The sequence below is a fragment of the Flavobacterium sharifuzzamanii genome (genome assembly GCF_003254585.1).
Lineage (GTDB): Bacteria > Bacteroidota > Bacteroidia > Flavobacteriales > Flavobacteriaceae > Flavobacterium > Flavobacterium sharifuzzamanii.
Window position 1 is genome coordinate 119,006 of the sequence record NZ_QJGZ01000032.1, and the last position, 14,923, is coordinate 133,928.

13 protein-coding genes are annotated in these 14,923 nt (G+C 34.1%); 2 read left to right on the forward strand and 11 right to left on the reverse strand.

Annotation, left to right across the window (positions count from 1 at the left end; genetic code table 11):
- Positions 1-3: 3 nt before the first annotated feature.
- The 5 genes from DMA14_RS03105 to DMA14_RS03125 form a co-directional block, all read right to left on the reverse strand.
- Complete coding sequence (locus tag DMA14_RS03105; protein ID WP_111423049.1) at positions 4-1,170, reverse strand: hypothetical protein; 1,167 nt, start codon at positions 1,168-1,170, stop codon at positions 4-6.
- A gap of 248 nt (positions 1,171-1,418) precedes the next feature.
- Positions 1,419-1,754, reverse strand: coding sequence for an L-rhamnose mutarotase (locus tag DMA14_RS03110; RefSeq protein WP_111423050.1), 336 nt, complete (start codon positions 1,752-1,754; stop codon positions 1,419-1,421).
- A gap of 9 nt (positions 1,755-1,763) precedes the next feature.
- Positions 1,764-2,618 carry a fumarylacetoacetate hydrolase family protein gene (locus DMA14_RS03115; protein ID WP_111423052.1) on the reverse strand — a complete coding sequence of 285 codons (855 nt, stop codon included), beginning with the start codon at positions 2,616-2,618 and terminating at the stop codon, positions 1,764-1,766.
- A gap of 102 nt (positions 2,619-2,720) precedes the next feature.
- Positions 2,721-3,485: an SDR family NAD(P)-dependent oxidoreductase gene (locus DMA14_RS03120; RefSeq protein ID WP_111423054.1), complete on the reverse strand. Its 765-nt coding sequence runs from the start codon at positions 3,483-3,485 to the stop codon at positions 2,721-2,723.
- Positions 3,486-3,522: 37 nt separating this feature from the next.
- The gene (locus tag DMA14_RS03125) at positions 3,523-5,178 is read right to left on the reverse strand and encodes a UxaA family hydrolase (protein WP_111423055.1); all 1,656 of its coding nucleotides are present in this window, start codon (positions 5,176-5,178) and stop codon (positions 3,523-3,525) included.
- A gap of 171 nt (positions 5,179-5,349) precedes the next feature.
- Between DMA14_RS03125 and DMA14_RS03130 the strand changes: the two genes are divergently transcribed.
- Positions 5,350-6,246: an AraC family transcriptional regulator gene (locus tag DMA14_RS03130; protein ID WP_111423057.1), complete on the forward strand. Its 897-nt coding sequence runs from the start codon at positions 5,350-5,352 to the stop codon at positions 6,244-6,246.
- Between the two features lie 290 nt (positions 6,247-6,536).
- Here the strand turns inward: DMA14_RS03130 and DMA14_RS03135 are convergent, their stop codons facing one another.
- The 5 genes from DMA14_RS03135 to DMA14_RS03155 form a co-directional block, all read right to left on the reverse strand.
- Positions 6,537-7,316, reverse strand: a complete 780-nt coding sequence (locus tag DMA14_RS03135) for an L-fucose dehydrogenase (RefSeq protein ID WP_111423059.1) — start codon at positions 7,314-7,316, stop codon at positions 6,537-6,539.
- A 316-nt stretch (positions 7,317-7,632) separates the two neighbouring features.
- A complete protein-coding gene (locus DMA14_RS03140; RefSeq protein ID WP_111423061.1) occupies positions 7,633-9,318 on the reverse strand; it encodes a sodium/sugar symporter in 1,686 nt (561 codons plus the stop codon).
- Between the two features lie 252 nt (positions 9,319-9,570).
- A complete protein-coding gene (locus DMA14_RS03145; RefSeq protein ID WP_111423063.1) occupies positions 9,571-10,629 on the reverse strand; it encodes a UDP-glucose--hexose-1-phosphate uridylyltransferase in 1,059 nt (352 codons plus the stop codon).
- Positions 10,630-10,646: 17 nt separating this feature from the next.
- Positions 10,647-11,807 (reverse strand): galactokinase, encoded by a 1,161-nt coding sequence (gene galK / locus DMA14_RS03150; RefSeq protein ID WP_111423064.1) that lies wholly within the window; start codon positions 11,805-11,807, stop codon positions 10,647-10,649.
- 34 nt (positions 11,808-11,841) lie between these two features.
- Entirely contained in the window at positions 11,842-12,894 is a 1,053-nt protein-coding gene (locus DMA14_RS03155; protein ID WP_111423066.1) for an aldose epimerase family protein, read from the reverse strand.
- A gap of 107 nt (positions 12,895-13,001) precedes the next feature.
- On the opposite strand from DMA14_RS03155, the gene DMA14_RS03160 reads away from it, so the two are divergent.
- Complete coding sequence (locus DMA14_RS03160) at positions 13,002-13,994, forward strand: GntR family transcriptional regulator (RefSeq protein WP_111423067.1); 993 nt, start codon at positions 13,002-13,004, stop codon at positions 13,992-13,994.
- A 10-nt stretch (positions 13,995-14,004) separates the two neighbouring features.
- Here the strand turns inward: DMA14_RS03160 and DMA14_RS03165 are convergent, their stop codons facing one another.
- Positions 14,005-14,694 carry an NUDIX hydrolase gene (locus DMA14_RS03165; protein WP_111423069.1) on the reverse strand — a complete coding sequence of 230 codons (690 nt, stop codon included), beginning with the start codon at positions 14,692-14,694 and terminating at the stop codon, positions 14,005-14,007.
- Between the last annotated feature and the right edge of the window lie 229 nt (positions 14,695-14,923).

Consider the following 14,923-nt stretch of genomic DNA (forward strand, 5'->3'; position numbering starts at 1 on the left):
TTTTTAAAATTGCCACCACTTCTTTTTAGGTTCCACCTCTTCAACAAATAATTCTGCTTTGGGTTTTGTGCTCATTTCTTTTTGATCGTCTTTGTTGGATATGGTGACCGAAAATTTTTGAGGTGTTTCTAATGCTAGATCACAGCTTATAAAAACTACTTCAGGCATATGATTTTGCGGATTTAGAAAATATTTTGCTCTGTAATTTCCAGTTGCTTTTTCTTCTGAATATTCTTTTGCGGACAGTGCTAATTCTTTTTCAAGATCAGTCTTGGTTCGCTGATCATTTAACTTCCCGTTAATATCAATCACCAAAAAGTTATCGATGTCCAAGTATTCATCTACTTTTTGCTCAACCTTAAAATTAAGATTGTCGCTTTTAGCCATAAATGGAAATTCCTGTTCTTTTTTAATACTTAAAGAAGCAGGATATTTAATATGAATTTCATTGAAAAAAGCATTAAGAAACCAGTCTTTTGAAAGTGATATATATAAGGAATCACTGTCTTCTAAATTTCGGTCATAAATAGAAATGTATTTTTCGACTAGCTCCCCTTTGTAATATTTTCGAATCTGTTTTTTGGTTTCGATCCAGCGTTCTTCAATTTGATTATAGTTGTTAATGTAAACCCATTTTCCAGTTTCATCAACCACCACCAATAAAGGATATAAGGCTGCAGAAGCTTTTTCTGCAATTTCGTGTGCCATTGTTGAGGTTCGTGTGTCATTTATATAAAGATGCCCAATTCGGTCTACTTCAAAAAAAGAATAGCCATCTTCATTTTTGGCTCTCCATTTTACATTGATTTCTTGTTTTATATGATATACATTTTGCCCTTTTTCAATAGAGTAGAGAACAGCGTATGAATTATTGATATGAGAATTATCAAGAGAAAGTGTAAATGAACCCGAAGTGGTGATTTTTGTTCGATTTTGTTCTTTTTCTTCATCAGAAAGTGTAGCCTTTTGAGGTTCCAAAATAAGATATTCGAGATGATGAGGAAAATCTGCTTCGATTAAGTCTTTTATGGATAAAGCAAATCGGTTATGATAGCTTCTGAGAAGGTAAGGTTCAACTCCAAAATCTTGAGCAACACTAAGTAGAGTATCTCCTTTTTTAATCTTGTACGTTAAATAATCTTCAAGTGAAGGTTCTGGAATATAAAGCATTAGGCTGGTAAAATAGTTAGAATCAAATATATGTTTTTTCTTGCAAAAAAATATATTTAATAGAAAAAGTATGAAAATTCGTAACACGCTGACATGAAGTGTTTTATAAGAAAAAACCGATTTATTTTTAAACTTCAATATATTTTGAAGATAAAAAAGAGGTTAAGAATAGTCTTTTCAATATCAATTTTAGACAAAAAAAAGACTGCCATAATTGACAGTCTTTTATACTTTATTGAATATAAATTTTACAATCCAAAAATCTTATCCATTACAATCCATTTTTGTCCTGGTTTTGCCCAAGGTAAAGCTTGTTGAAATTTCCACATTAAGGTTTCCCATTCCTGAACTTTTTCGTTTGCTGCGTCGGCTTGATCTTTCTTTTCGAAAGTAAAATCTGCATCGGCTTCGATGATCATGAACAATCGGTTTCCGGTGCAGTAAATGTCTAGAACCTCAATTCCAGAATCTTTAATGCTTTTTTTAATTTCGGGCCAGACATTTTCATGCAGTTCTTTATATTCTGCAATTAAATTGGCGTCATCTTTTAAGTCTAATGCCAGATAGAATTTTTGAGTTGCCATAATCTAAATTTATCCTTGGTAAGCTACAGCAGTTTGTTTACTTGTGCCTAAACCTTCAATTCCTAATTCGATTACGTCACCTGCTTTAATGTAAATCGGATCTGGTTTAATTCCTAATCCAACTCCCGGAGGCGTTCCTGTACTGATTACATCGCCAGGAAGCAAGGTCATAAACTGACTTAAGTAATGTACTAAAAATGGAATTTTAAAAATCAAGTTTGATGTATTACTGTTTTGGAACGTTTTTCCGTTTACCGTAAGCCACATTTTAAGATTATTTACATCGCCAACTTCGTCTGGAGTTGCCATAATTGGACCAAGAGGAGCAAAGGTGTCAGAACCTTTTCCTTTTGCCCATTGTCCGCCGCGCTCGATTTGGAATGCTCTTTCGCTATAATCATTCAAGAGGCAATATCCAGCGATATAGTTTGGTGCATCTTCTTCAGAAACGTAGCTTGCTTTTTTACCTACAACAAAAGCCAATTCAACTTCCCAATCTGTTTTTTCGCTGTTTTTTGGAATGATCAAATTATCGTTTGGTCCACATAAAGAAGTGGTTGATTTGAAGAAAATAATTGGTTCTTCTGGAATTGCAGCGCCAGTTTCTTCACAGTGATCTACATAATTTAATCCGATGCAGATAATTTTTGAAGGACGCGCAACAGGCGAACCTAAACGTACTGAATCGCTTACTTCTGGTAAAGATGGATTGTTTTTTAAAGCTTCTTCTAATTTCGCTAAACCGTCATTTTCAAAAAAAGCTTCGTTGTAATCTGTTACAATAGACGAAACATCGTATCTTTTTTCATTTAGTAAAACACCTGGTTTTTCCTTTCCTTCTTCTCCGAATCTAATAAGTTTCATATTTTAATTTTTTATTTTTTTTGCCACGAATTACACGAATTTTCTCGAATTAAAATTTGTGGAAATTTGTGTAATTTGTGGCTATAATTTTGTTTAAATATTTTAGTTGTTTAATTTAATAAATCCACCATCAATTGGGTAATCTGAACCTGTGATGAAAGAAGACTCGTCACAGCACAGGAATAAAGCTAAAGTTGCGATTTCATCTGGTTTTCCCATACGGCCGATTGGCTGTGATTGTGATAGTTTTTCGAAAATTTCTTCTTCTTTTCCTGGGTAATTTTTAGCAATAAATCCGTCTACGAAAGGCGTGTGAACTCTAGCAGGAGATATAGAATTACATCTGATTTTATCATTCAAATAATCTTTTGCAACCGATAAAGTCATTGCCATAACAGCTCCTTTTGCTGTAGAATAAGCAAAACGATCAGGAATTCCAACCCAGCAAGCAATTGAGGCTAAGTTCAAAATTACACCTCCACCAGAATTTCTTAGTGCGGGAATTGAAGCGTGAAGACAGTTGTAAACTCCTTTTACGTTTACATTCATAATTCGGTCAAAATCAGATTCTGAAGTCGTGTCTACTTTTCCAACGTGAGCAATTCCAGCGTTGTTTACCAGAATATTGATATTTCCGATTTTTTCAAAAGTCGATTTTACTTGTTCGTGGTTCGAAACATCGCAAGCGTGAGCAAAAACATTTCCGCCAGCTGATTTAATTTCTTCTACTGTTTCTTTTGCGCTTTCTTCCGTCAATTCTAAAATATGAACTTCAGCTCCTTGTTTCGCAAATAAAACCGAAATCGCTCTTCCGATTCCGCTTCCTCCGCCAGTGATAATTGCTTTTTTATTTTGTAATGAAAACATTTGATATAAATTTTTATGAGTTGTTTTTAATAGTCTTTTACAAAGATACGCCGCGTTTCCACGGAATAAAATCGTCTTGGTTTAATTGAACCGCTTTCGGAATAATTTCGCCGCTTGCTGCTTTGATGCAATATTCTAAAATTTCCTCGCCCATTTCCTCAATAGATTTTTCACCGCTAATGATTGGTCCACAGTCAATATCGATAATATCTTTCATTCTTGTTGCTAGAACAGAGTTTGTTGCCACTTTAATTACGGGACAAACTGGGTTTCCTGTCGGAGTTCCCAATCCAGTTGTAAACAAAATTAAAGTTGCTCCCGAAGCTGCTTTTCCAGTCGTTGCTTCAACGTCATTTCCTGGAGTACAAACCAAACTTAAGCCTGGTTTTGTTACCAATTCAGTATAATCTAAAACATCAACAACAGGAGAAGTTCCACCTTTTTTTGCTGCTCCAGCACTTTTGATGGCATCTGTAATTAATCCGTCTTTAATATTTCCAGGAGAAGGATTCATATGAAAACCAGAACCCACTTTATGCGCCAATTCATCATAAGATTCCATTAAATCTATGAACTTTTTAGCTTTTTCTTCTGTAACACATCGGTCGATTAAATTTTGTTCTGCACCACATAATTCTGGGAATTCAGCCAAAAGAATTTTTCCGCCTAAAGCTACGACCAAATCAGAAGTATAACCCACAGCAGGATTTGCAGAAACACCGCTGAAACCATCGCTTCCGCCACATTTTACGCCAATGCATAAATCGCTCAAAGGTGCATCTGTTCTTTCGTATTTGTTGATTTCAATTAAACCTTCAAAAGTCTTTTTGATGGCATTGGTAATCAAAACTTCTTCGCTTTCTGTTTGTTGTTGCTCAAAAATAAACAACGGTTTGTCAAACTCTGGATTTTGTCTTTTTACATCATTTACAAAATCCTGAACTTGTAAATGCTGGCATCCTAAACTCAAAAGCGTGATTCCGCCCACATTTGGATGATTGGCATAAGAAGCCAATAAAGCACTCAAAGTAGAAGCATCTTGACGTGTTCCGCCGCAACCTCCTTGATGATTTAAGAATTTAATTCCATCTACATTTTCAAAAACACGTTTGTTTTTTGGCGTTGGATTTAATTCAATATTGATATCATTAATGTCATTTCCGTTCAAATAACCTTCCAATAATTCGTGTGTAAATTGGTTGTATTTGTCCGTTACAGCATAACCCAATTGCTTGTGTAAAGCTTCTTTGATGACGTCTAAATTTCTGTTTTCACAAAAAACAGTCGGGATAAAAAGCCAATAATTTGCCGTTCCAACGCGTCCGTCTTTTCTTTTGTAACCTTTAAAAGTTCTATTTTCGAATTTTGAAACATCGGGTGCATTCCATTCGTAAGAAGCATTTCTATAAGCGTAAGGATCTGCCGCGTGTTTAAGGTTTTCGGTTGTCATTAGACTTCCCTTTGTCACATCGTTTTGCACTTTTCCAACCAAAACACCGTACATGTTTACTTCTTCTCCCTGCTTCATGTCCTGCATGTAGAATTTGTGTTTGGCTTTGATGAGGTCTTGTAAAACGTAAGTTTCATTTTCAAAATGAATCGAATCGCCTTTCTGAAGATCGGTTAAGGCAACCAATACATTATCGTCTGGATGTAGTTTTACAACCAGTTTTTTTGTTGTATTCTCTAACATTGTGTTGTTTGTTTTTTTCTTTTTTTGATGTCGCTGCTTTCGTTTTAAAACAATTTAATCCTTTGATTTTACCTAGAATTCGGGCAGTTAACGAAAAATAAAATTAGCCTTTTTATATATTGATTAATAGTCTAATATTATCCGTATCTAATCTTTAATTATCTTTGCAGTATGAAATTGGAACAAACCAAAATAGCGTCTTATCTCAATACTAAAGTTTCTGTGCTCAATCGTATTGAACCTTTTTTTCAAGCGCCATTTCATTCGCATCCAGAATTAGAATTGGTGTATGTAAAAGAGAGTTTTGGCAAACGAATTATCGGAAATTCGGTAATGCCCTTTGCACCTGGCGATATGGTTTTTTTAGGTTCTGATATTCCACATGTTTGGTTAAATGATGAAAAATATTATCAGGGAATTGAAGATTTAAGAGCTAATTCGATTGTTGTATATTTTCATAAAGATATTTTTGGACCGACATTTTACGAATTAAAAGAAACCCAAAAAATCAACGAACTTTTTTTTCAGGCCGGAAAGGGAATTTCGATTATCGGAAAAACCAATAAACAAATTGCCAAAAAACTGGAGAAATTAGTTTCTAAAAAAGACTTCGAAGTTATTGTCGGGCTTTTTGAGATTTTATCTATTCTTTCTGAAAGTCAGGATACGATTTACATTAATGATGAGATTTATTCTCTGATGCAGAAAGATTCTAAAGTGGATCGTCTTTCAGAGGTTTTTCAATATGTAAATAAGAATTATAAAAAGAATATTTCGTTAGAAGAAATTGCCGCTGTCGCGAATATGACGCGGACTTCTTTTTGTAGAATGTTTCGAGTTAAAACAAAGAAAAATTTTGTAGATTATCTGCATGAAATCCGAATCTCGAATGCCTGTAAATTGTTGTTGGAAACCGACAAAAGCATGTCTGAGATTGCGTATGAATGCGGTTATAAAACAGCCTCAAACTTTAATAAACTCTTTAAAAAGGTTAAAGGAATTACGCCTTCTGATTTTAAAAATAATGCGAAGGTTAGTTTTGCCACTCCCGATAGCTATCGGGATTAAAGATTAAAAAGGATTTTTATACAAATCTGCTTGATCTGCCAAATCTGCGTGAGAAATAAATAAGTTGCCACGAATTACACTAATTCTCACGAATTAATTTTCTAAATATGATTGGTGTAATTTGGAATAAAAAATAGAGATAAAGATTTCTCAATCAATTTTTCGCAATATTGTCATTCTGAGGAACGAAGAATCACACAAGTTATTCTACAAAGATTGGCGACTTTGCATGTGGAGTTTCTTGTGTGATTCTTCGTTCCTCAGAATGACAAATAGAACGGATGCTTTTTTTAAATAGATCTATCTAAATGGGTATAACCACCATCAACATAAATAATCTGTCCTGTAGTATGGCTTGATTTTTCAGACAATAAGAAAACCACCATATTTGCGATTTCTTCAGCAGTTGTCATTCTGTTTTCTAGCGGAATATTTTTGGTAATTGCAGCTAACTTTTCTTCTTTATTTTCAAAAGTATTGATCCACGTTTCGTAAAGCGGAGTATAGCATTCAGCTACAATTACGGCGTTTACACGAATGCTGTATTTTAATAATTCAACAGCCCATTCTCTGGTTAAAGCATTTCTTCCGCCGTTTGAAGCGGCATAAGCTGAGGTTCCGCCTTGACCCGTTTCGGCAGTTTTTGAACCAATGTTTACAATTGCTCCTTTCGATTCTTTCAAATATGGAAGTGCGTGATGTGCCATTAAATAATAGTGCACTAAGTTTTTGTGAAGAGAAGCAGCGAAATCTTCATAATTTCCGTTTTCTAATCCAACACCGTCATTAACGCCGGCATTGTTTACTAAACCGTCAATGCGACCGAATTTTGCGATTACGGCTTCAACGGCTTTTTTGCAGTCTTCAGGTTTTGTCAAATCGGCGGCAACTTGATGCGCTTCTTTTCCAATGGCTTTTAATTCTTCTACGGCTTTGATGTTGTCATTTTCGTTACGTCCAACGATAAACGGAATGGCATTTTCTTCGGCTAAAACCTTAACGATTCCTAAACCGATTCCCTTTGCGCCTCCCGTAACGATAATGATTTTTTGGGTTAATGATAACTGCATGGTATTAATATATTATAATTTGTAATTCAGTTTTTTTGCCACAGATTAAAAGGATTAAAATGATTCTTTTTCTCTTCATTGTGTTTTTTTGCCACGAATTACACGAATTACGCCAATTTTAAAATAACTATGAAAAATAAATTAGTGGAAATTAGTGCAATTTGTGGCAACATTTTACTCTCACAGAAATTTAAATCTTTTTAATCCTTTTAATCTGTGGCTATATTTTTTATTCAACGATATAATTTAAAAAATTTACAGCTGTTGTTCATGACAAACAACAGCTGTAAAAAGAGAGAATTGAACTGATAATTTATTACCAGAACTTAACATAAAGCGCAACAATAATCAGTAACGTAATTACAATTAATACTGTTGTCTGTGGCTGTACTTTGAACATTCCAGGTTCTGTCTCGAATGCTTTAGGGTTTACTTTTGGACCAGCGAAACTTATCAAGATCATAGCAATCATTGTGAATAAGAATGATAATCCCATACAGATGTGGAACGGAATTTCGAAAGCTCCTTTTCCGTTAGCGTAAGCTGTGTATAAAAGTGTGTCGTTTCCAAATAAAGCTGGAGCATATTCGTTGAATAAAACAGATAATAAGAATCCTAATATTACACCAACGATTGCTGCTGTTCCAGTAGTTCTTTTCCAGAACATACCTAAGAAGAACATGGCAAAAACTCCAGGGCTAATGAATCCAGTGTATTTTTGGATGTATGTAAATCCTCCAACACCACCAATTCCTAAGATGTCATTCCAAGTAAATAAAACAGCTAAAAGCATTGCAACAAAAACGGCAATACGCCCAATGTTTACCTGCTGTTTTTCACCAGCTTCTTTTTGAATGTATTTTTTATGAACATCTAATGTATAGATTGTAGAAATACTGTTTACTTTTCCAGCTAAAGATGCTACGATCGCAGCTGTTAAGGCAGCGACAGAAAGTCCTTTTAATCCAGTTGGAAGGAATGTTAATACAGCAGAATAAGCTCCATCTTTTCCTCCAACTAATTGAGGCAAATGTCCGTTTGTGTATAAAACGTAAGCAGCAATACCAGGAAGCATTACGATAAGTGGCATTAATAATTTTAACATACCAGCGAATAAAATTCCTGTACGAGCTGTTTGTAAATCTGCTCCAAGTGCTCTTTGTGTAATATATTGGTTACATCCCCAATAGTTCAAGTTGATGATCCAGATACCAGCAGCGTAAGATAATAATCCAGGGAAAGTTAAATATTTATCGATTTCTAACTGAGAAGAAGTTGCAGTTGGTTTCGGAATAATCATTTTGAAATGCTCAGGCGCTTCTTTCATTAAAACTTTAAAACCTGCAATTGCATTTTCGCCAACACCAAAATATTGACCAACTGTTGTTAAAGCAATATAAGAAGTTACTAAACCTCCTATGATTAAAACTGCAACCTGAATAACGTCTGTGTAAGCCACAACTTTCATTCCTCCAAGAGAAATAAACAAAGCAAAAACGGCCAAACCAATCATGATAGCGTGAAGATACTGACCTCCCGCAAGACCATTAATCGCAACTGCACCTAAATATAAAATAGAAGTTAAGTTTACAAAAACATATAAAAACAGCCAGAATACTGCCATGATAAGTGCAGTAGACTCATTATAACGTGTTTTTAGGAATTGTGGCATTGTGTAAATCTTGTTTTTAAGATAAACAGGAATAAACCATACAGCCACAATAATAAGAGCAACAGCAGCAAGCCATTCGTAAGCAGCAACAGCAATTCCTAAGAAGAAACCTTCACCGCTCATTCCGATGAACTGCTCGGCAGAGATATTAGAAGCAATAAGAGAAGCTCCAATTGCCCACCAAGTTAAATTTCCTTCAGCCAAAAAGTAAGCTTTAGCATCATGTTCGTCTTGTTTACGTTTACGATAAACGGTGTAACCGTAGACCGAGACTACGATAAAATAAATAATAAAAACCGCATAGTCTGCGAAAGCGAGGTTTTGGTTCATTGTTAGTAGTATTTTAAATAATTATTATAGGTTGTTTGTTTATGTGGTTTTAAAATCAGTTTTTATGTTGTTAAATCTTGTTAAAAATGAAAGATGTGTTTTATTTCTGTTATTTTTTTGCGAAAATAAAAGCAGAAGCCAAATGTAAAATAAAAATTTAGAAATCAGCCACCAGTAAATGTGTTTTTTACATTTATTATATAGAAATTGTGTTAAATTTTTGTTTTTTGAATTTATTACAAGAATAAACGCTTATACTTTTACCAGACTTTTATAATGTACATCTGAAAGCTGTCTTAAAATTTCGGCACTTTTTTCAGGTGTAATGTCACGTTGCGATTCGCCCAACATTTCGTATCCAACCATAAACTTCTTTACAGTTGCTGATCTTAACAACGGCGGATAGAAGTGCATGTGAAAATGCCATTCTGGATGCAATAAACCATCTGTTGGAGATTGGTGAATTCCTGAAGAATATGGGAATGAAGTATTAAATAAATTGTCGTACTTCGTGGTTAACTGTTTTAAGATTTTCGCGAAAGCGTTACTTTCTTCAGCAGTAAAATCGGTGATTTTGTTTACAGCTCTTTTGCTTACAATCATCGTTTCGTATGGCCAGATTGCCCAGAACGGAACTAATGCCACAAAATGATCATTTTCGATTACGATTCTTTCTCCGGCTTTCAATTCAGCTTTTACATAATCTTCTAATAATGTTCTGTCATTTTTATCGTAATATGATTTTAGGCTGTTTTGGGTTTTCTCAACCTGAGTCGGTAATGAAGACTGCGCCCAGATTTGTCCGTGCGGGTGCGGATTGCTACAGCCCATTACACTTCCTTTGTTTTCAAAAATCTGAACGTGGTTAATGTATTTTATGTTTCCTAAATCGGTATATTCTTTTTGCCAAGTTTTGATGATGTTTTCAATATCGGCAATTTCCATTTCTGGAAGAGTCAGATCGTGTCTTGGCGAAAAGCAAACCACTCTCGAAATTCCCTGTTCTGGTTTTGCCTTAAAAAAGGTATGTTTAATATCATCTTCAAAAATGATTTCGTCCTGTTTCATAGCAGCAAAATCATTTTCAAAAACAAAACTGTTTTCGTATTGCGGATTATTCATTCCGTTGGCGCGAACATTTCCTGGACACAAATAACAAGTTGGGTCATATTTAGGAAGTTCTTCGGTTGAAATAGTTTCATTTTGTCCCTGCCAAGGGCGTTTTGCACGATGAGGCGAAACTAATACCCATTCGTTAATTAATGGATTGAAACGTCTGTGCGGATCTTCGTTAATGTCAAAATTTTTCATTGTACAGTGTTGTGGTTTTAAAGTAGCGTTGTTCCGTTTGAGATTTTTACATCATAGAATTTTAATTCAATTCCAAATGTATCTAAATAAAGCTTCGAAAATTTACGCTTAACCTCATTTTCATGTCCTTTTTTAACTAAATTAATGGTACAGCCGCCAAAACCGCCCCCCATAAGTCGAGAACCAATAATGGCATCGTCTTCTTTTGCTGTATCAACAAGCATGTCTAATTCTTCGCAGCTTACTTCGTATTCTTGTGATAAACCATAATGCGTTTCAAAAAGTAATTCTCCTAACTGCTCAATATTTCCTTGGTCTAAAGCTTTGCAAGCTTTGATAACGCGGTTGATTTCTTTTACCACAAAATGAACTCTGCTGAAAACTTTGTCAGTCATTTTATCTTTAAGGCTCAAAACCTGTTCTTCATTAGCGTTTCTAAAAGTTTTTACTTCTGGAAAATGACTTTTTATGATTGATAAACCTTCTTCACATTCAATTCTTCTAGTGTTGTATTCTGATGTAAAAAGAGAATGTTTTACATTAGAATCAAATAAAATCAGTGAATAGTCTTTGAAATCGGCATTGTGATATTCGAAATCTAAAGTATTACAATCCAGTTGAATTACTTTGTTTTCAAGACCGTGAACACTAGAAAACTGATCCATAATTCCACAGTTGATGCCAACCCAATGTTCTGCTTTTTGTCCTAATAATGAAATGTCTTTTTTCTCAATTTTTAAATCAAACAGCGATTTGATTCCGAAAATCATTCCGCATTCCAAAGCTGCAGAAGAAGATAATCCAGAACCAACCGGAATATTACTGCTGAAAACACAATTAAAACCTTCAAAAGAAAATCCGTTGTCTTGTAATTGTTTAATTACGCCTCGAATATAATTGGTCCAAACCACATCGCTCAGTTTTACTTCCTGAGTCAAATCGATTTCAAATTCTTCATTCAAATCGATAGCTATTATTTTGGAAGTAGTAGTGTTATTTTTTGCAAAAGCAAAGCAAATCACTTTGTCAATTGCAGCAGGTAAAACATAACCGTCATTGTAGTCAATATGCTCTCCAATGATGTTGATTCTGCCTGGAGAAAGTACTGTTTTCTGAGGAGAAGACCCGAAAGATTTCTCAAAAAAAGCAACAGTATTCTGTATTAAAATATCATTCATTATAGTTGTTATAATTGGGGTATTGTATAAATAGTTAGCTTATGGTTTCAAATTTGTAAAGTGTTTTCTGTGTGTATTCTTCTCCTTTTTTCAAAATAGCATTAGGAAAATGGGCCTGATTTGGGGCATCTGGAAAATTTTGCGTTTCAAAACAAATTCCGCTTTGAGCGTTATAATCGACATTTTCTTTTCCTTTTAACTTTCCAAAACAATTTCCACCTACATATATATGTACACTTGGCTGATCGGTATAAACATTCATTCTCAGTTTATTTTTTAAACTGATTAACTGTGCTACAATTTCAGTTTTAGAATTTACCACAAAAGAATTGTCAATTGGAAAGGGACAGTTTTTAGGAGCTCTAAAATCAAAATCATGATCGTTTAAATCGGTATAATTTCCTGTTGGAATATTATCAGAATCTGTTTCCAGCATTTTGGATGATTTGATAAACATCTGCTGTTCCAAAACATTTCCGTCGTGACCATCAAGGTTAAAATAACTATGATGCGTCAAATTGATAATGGTATCTTCAGTTGAGGTTGCTTTATATTCTAATTTTAATTCATTTTCTTCTGTTAGAGTATAGGTTAAATAAACAGTCATTTCACCAGGGAAATTTTCGTCTAAATGCGCACTCAAAAGCCCAAAAGTAATTGACGGATTTTCGCCTGAAGTTGCGTTTATTACACTCCAAGCTTTTCTTCCAAATCCCATTTCTCCACCGTGAAGCGTATTGCCGTTATTGTTTCCGCCAAGCTGAAACTTTTTATCGTTAAGACTAAAAGTTGCATTGTGAATTCTGCCTGCGTAACGGCCAACCGTTGTTCCAAAATACGGTGCACTTGGCAAATTATAAGATTCTAAATATGCTTCTAAATTATCAAAGCCTAAAACAATATCTGTAAGTTTTCCATTGATCGGAATTTGGATGGAAGTAACTGTTGCACCATAATTGATAATCTGAACTTTCATTCCGTTATTGTTAACCAAATCAAAAGAATAAATTTCTTCCTTATTAGGCATTAAACCAAATGATTTGCAATTATGAGTCTCTTTTAAATGCGATATGTGTTTTATTTCCATATAATTTTTAGCAAAAATGAAATCCAAAAATAGAAACATTTTCTATATTTGCATACCAGTACCTACCAGTTTTTAATTATAATAGTCAAAATGACTTTATCGTAAGCATGATTTCAATTCAAAATAATATTGGTCTGCCAAAATATAGGCAGATAATTCTTTCAATCGAAAAGGCTATTGAAGAAGGAAATTTAATTAAAGGTGATCGGCTTCCGTCTGTCAATAAAGTTTGTCTGGCTTTTTCTTTATCTCGAGATACAGTCTTATTGGCGTATGATGAATTGAAGAAAAGAGGAATTATTTATGCCATTCCTGGCAAGGGATATTACGTTAAAAGCGTTGAAATCACTATCACTCAGAAGATTTTCCTGCTTTTTGACGAGTTGAATATTTTCAAAGAAGACATTTATAATTCGTTTTTAAAAAACATCGGAAAAAATGTTCAGGTTGATATTTTCTTTCATCATTTTAATGTTCAAGTTTTCAAAAAACTCATAAATGACAGTAATGGAAACTATACAAGCTATATTATTATGCCAACGAACTTGAGCGATATTACAGACTCGATAAAAACCCTACCAGTAAGTGATGTAATTATACTGGATCAGACAAATCCTGAGCTAAAAATGTTTCCAGCGATTTACCAAAACCATCAGAAAGATATTTACGAAGGTTTGATGAAAGGCAAATCGAGATTATCAAAATATAAAAAACTGATTTTAATTTTTCCCGGCTTTAGAGAGCCTCCAGGAATGAAACTGGGTTTTGAATCGTTCTGCCAAGCCTATAGTTTTGATTATGAGGTTATCTCAGATTTCAGCAATCAATCTATTGCTTTAGGAGATTTATATATTATTCCTCACGATCGTGATTTGCTTTTGGTGATAGAAAACGCAATGAGCAGAAACTTAAAATTAGGGGAAGATTTTGGCATTATATCGTACAATGAAACGCCATTGAAGAAAATTGCCGCAAACGGAATTACGACGATTTCAACCAATTTTGAATTGATGGGAAAAATTCTGGCCGATATGGTTCTGCAGGGAATAAAAGAGCAGATCGAAAACAAATCTGCTCTTATAGTAAGGAATTCTCTATAATAGGAGATTCTTATAAATTGAGTGCAAAGTTGTTTTGCAGTTTCTCTTCGTATTTCTCTTTATTAAAAGTATATAAGTAAGAACCTTTTCGAGAAGATTGCATGTCTTTTTCGTCTAATTTATTTAAAATTTCAAGCGAATTAATTTTGCTGATGAAATTTCGTTTGTCCAATTCTTTGCTCAAAATAGCTTCATACAATTCTAAAAGCTGACGCATAGTGAATTTCTCAGGAAGCAATTCAAAACCAATTGGTTTTACAGAAGTTTTGTAACGAAGCCTCTTTATGGCATTTTCAACCATTTCGTTATGGTCAAAAATTAAGTTTGGCGCGTCATTTATTGGGAACCATTCTGCGTGATAATTTTTAATCAATTCAGCATTGTGATTCTCGATATTAATCAAAGCAAAATAAGAAACCGAAATGGTTCTTTCTACTGGGTCACGATCGATTTCACTATAAGCATGTAACTGCTCCATGTAAATATCGTTAAGACCAGTATACGTATTTAATATTCGGGTTGCGGCCGCGTCTAAAACTTCATCGCGTTTTAGAAATCCTCCGATCAAAGACCATTTTCCTTTTTCTGGTTCAAAATCTCTTTGAATCAAAAGAATCTTCAGACCGTCATTGTCAAATCCGAAAATGATGCAGTCCACCGCTAGTAAAACTTTATCAGCAGAGCTATAACTGTTTAGCATATATAATTAATTTGGATGGGTAAATATATAAACTTCCTAAAAGGTTTCATAATTATTAATGTAAGATTTACACTTAATTATGGTTTGTTATGAAATAAGTGTTTTTTAGTTTGTAATTATGGGGATCGCGGATAAAATTTTGGTCGGCTTAGAAGTGACCAAATTTAATGCAAAGTTTTTTATTATAAGAGATTTTCTAAATATTGCTTTCTGATTATTTTAAAGGAAT

Bases quoted from the DNA above. Each gene is read 5' to 3' on its own strand.
- DMA14_RS03135 (WP_111423059.1), bottom strand. From the start codon at position 7,316: ATGCAGTTATCATTAACCCAAAAAATCATTATCGTTACGGGAGGCGCA.
- DMA14_RS03140 (WP_111423061.1), bottom strand. From the start codon at position 9,318: ATGAACCAAAACCTCGCTTTCGCAGACTATGCGGTTTTTATTATTTAT.
- DMA14_RS03125 (WP_111423055.1), bottom strand. From the start codon at position 5,178: ATGTTAGAGAATACAACAAAAAAACTGGTTGTAAAACTACATCCAGAC.
- DMA14_RS03110 (WP_111423050.1), bottom strand. From the start codon at position 1,754: ATGGCAACTCAAAAATTCTATCTGGCATTAGACTTAAAAGATGACGCC.
- DMA14_RS03105 (WP_111423049.1), bottom strand. From the start codon at position 1,170: ATGCTTTATATTCCAGAACCTTCACTTGAAGATTATTTAACGTACAAG.
- DMA14_RS03160 (WP_111423067.1), top strand. From the start codon at position 13,002: ATGATTTCAATTCAAAATAATATTGGTCTGCCAAAATATAGGCAGATA.
- DMA14_RS03145 (WP_111423063.1), bottom strand. From the start codon at position 10,629: ATGAAAAATTTTGACATTAACGAAGATCCGCACAGACGTTTCAATCCA.
- DMA14_RS03115 (WP_111423052.1), bottom strand. From the start codon at position 2,618: ATGAAACTTATTAGATTCGGAGAAGAAGGAAAGGAAAAACCAGGTGTT.
- DMA14_RS03130 (WP_111423057.1), top strand. From the start codon at position 5,350: ATGAAATTGGAACAAACCAAAATAGCGTCTTATCTCAATACTAAAGTT.
- DMA14_RS03165 (WP_111423069.1), bottom strand. From the start codon at position 14,694: ATGCTAAACAGTTATAGCTCTGCTGATAAAGTTTTACTAGCGGTGGAC.
- DMA14_RS03155 (WP_111423066.1), bottom strand. From the start codon at position 12,894: ATGGAAATAAAACACATATCGCATTTAAAAGAGACTCATAATTGCAAA.
- galK (WP_111423064.1), bottom strand. From the start codon at position 11,807: ATGAATGATATTTTAATACAGAATACTGTTGCTTTTTTTGAGAAATCT.
- DMA14_RS03120 (WP_111423054.1), bottom strand. From the start codon at position 3,485: ATGTTTTCATTACAAAATAAAAAAGCAATTATCACTGGCGGAGGAAGC.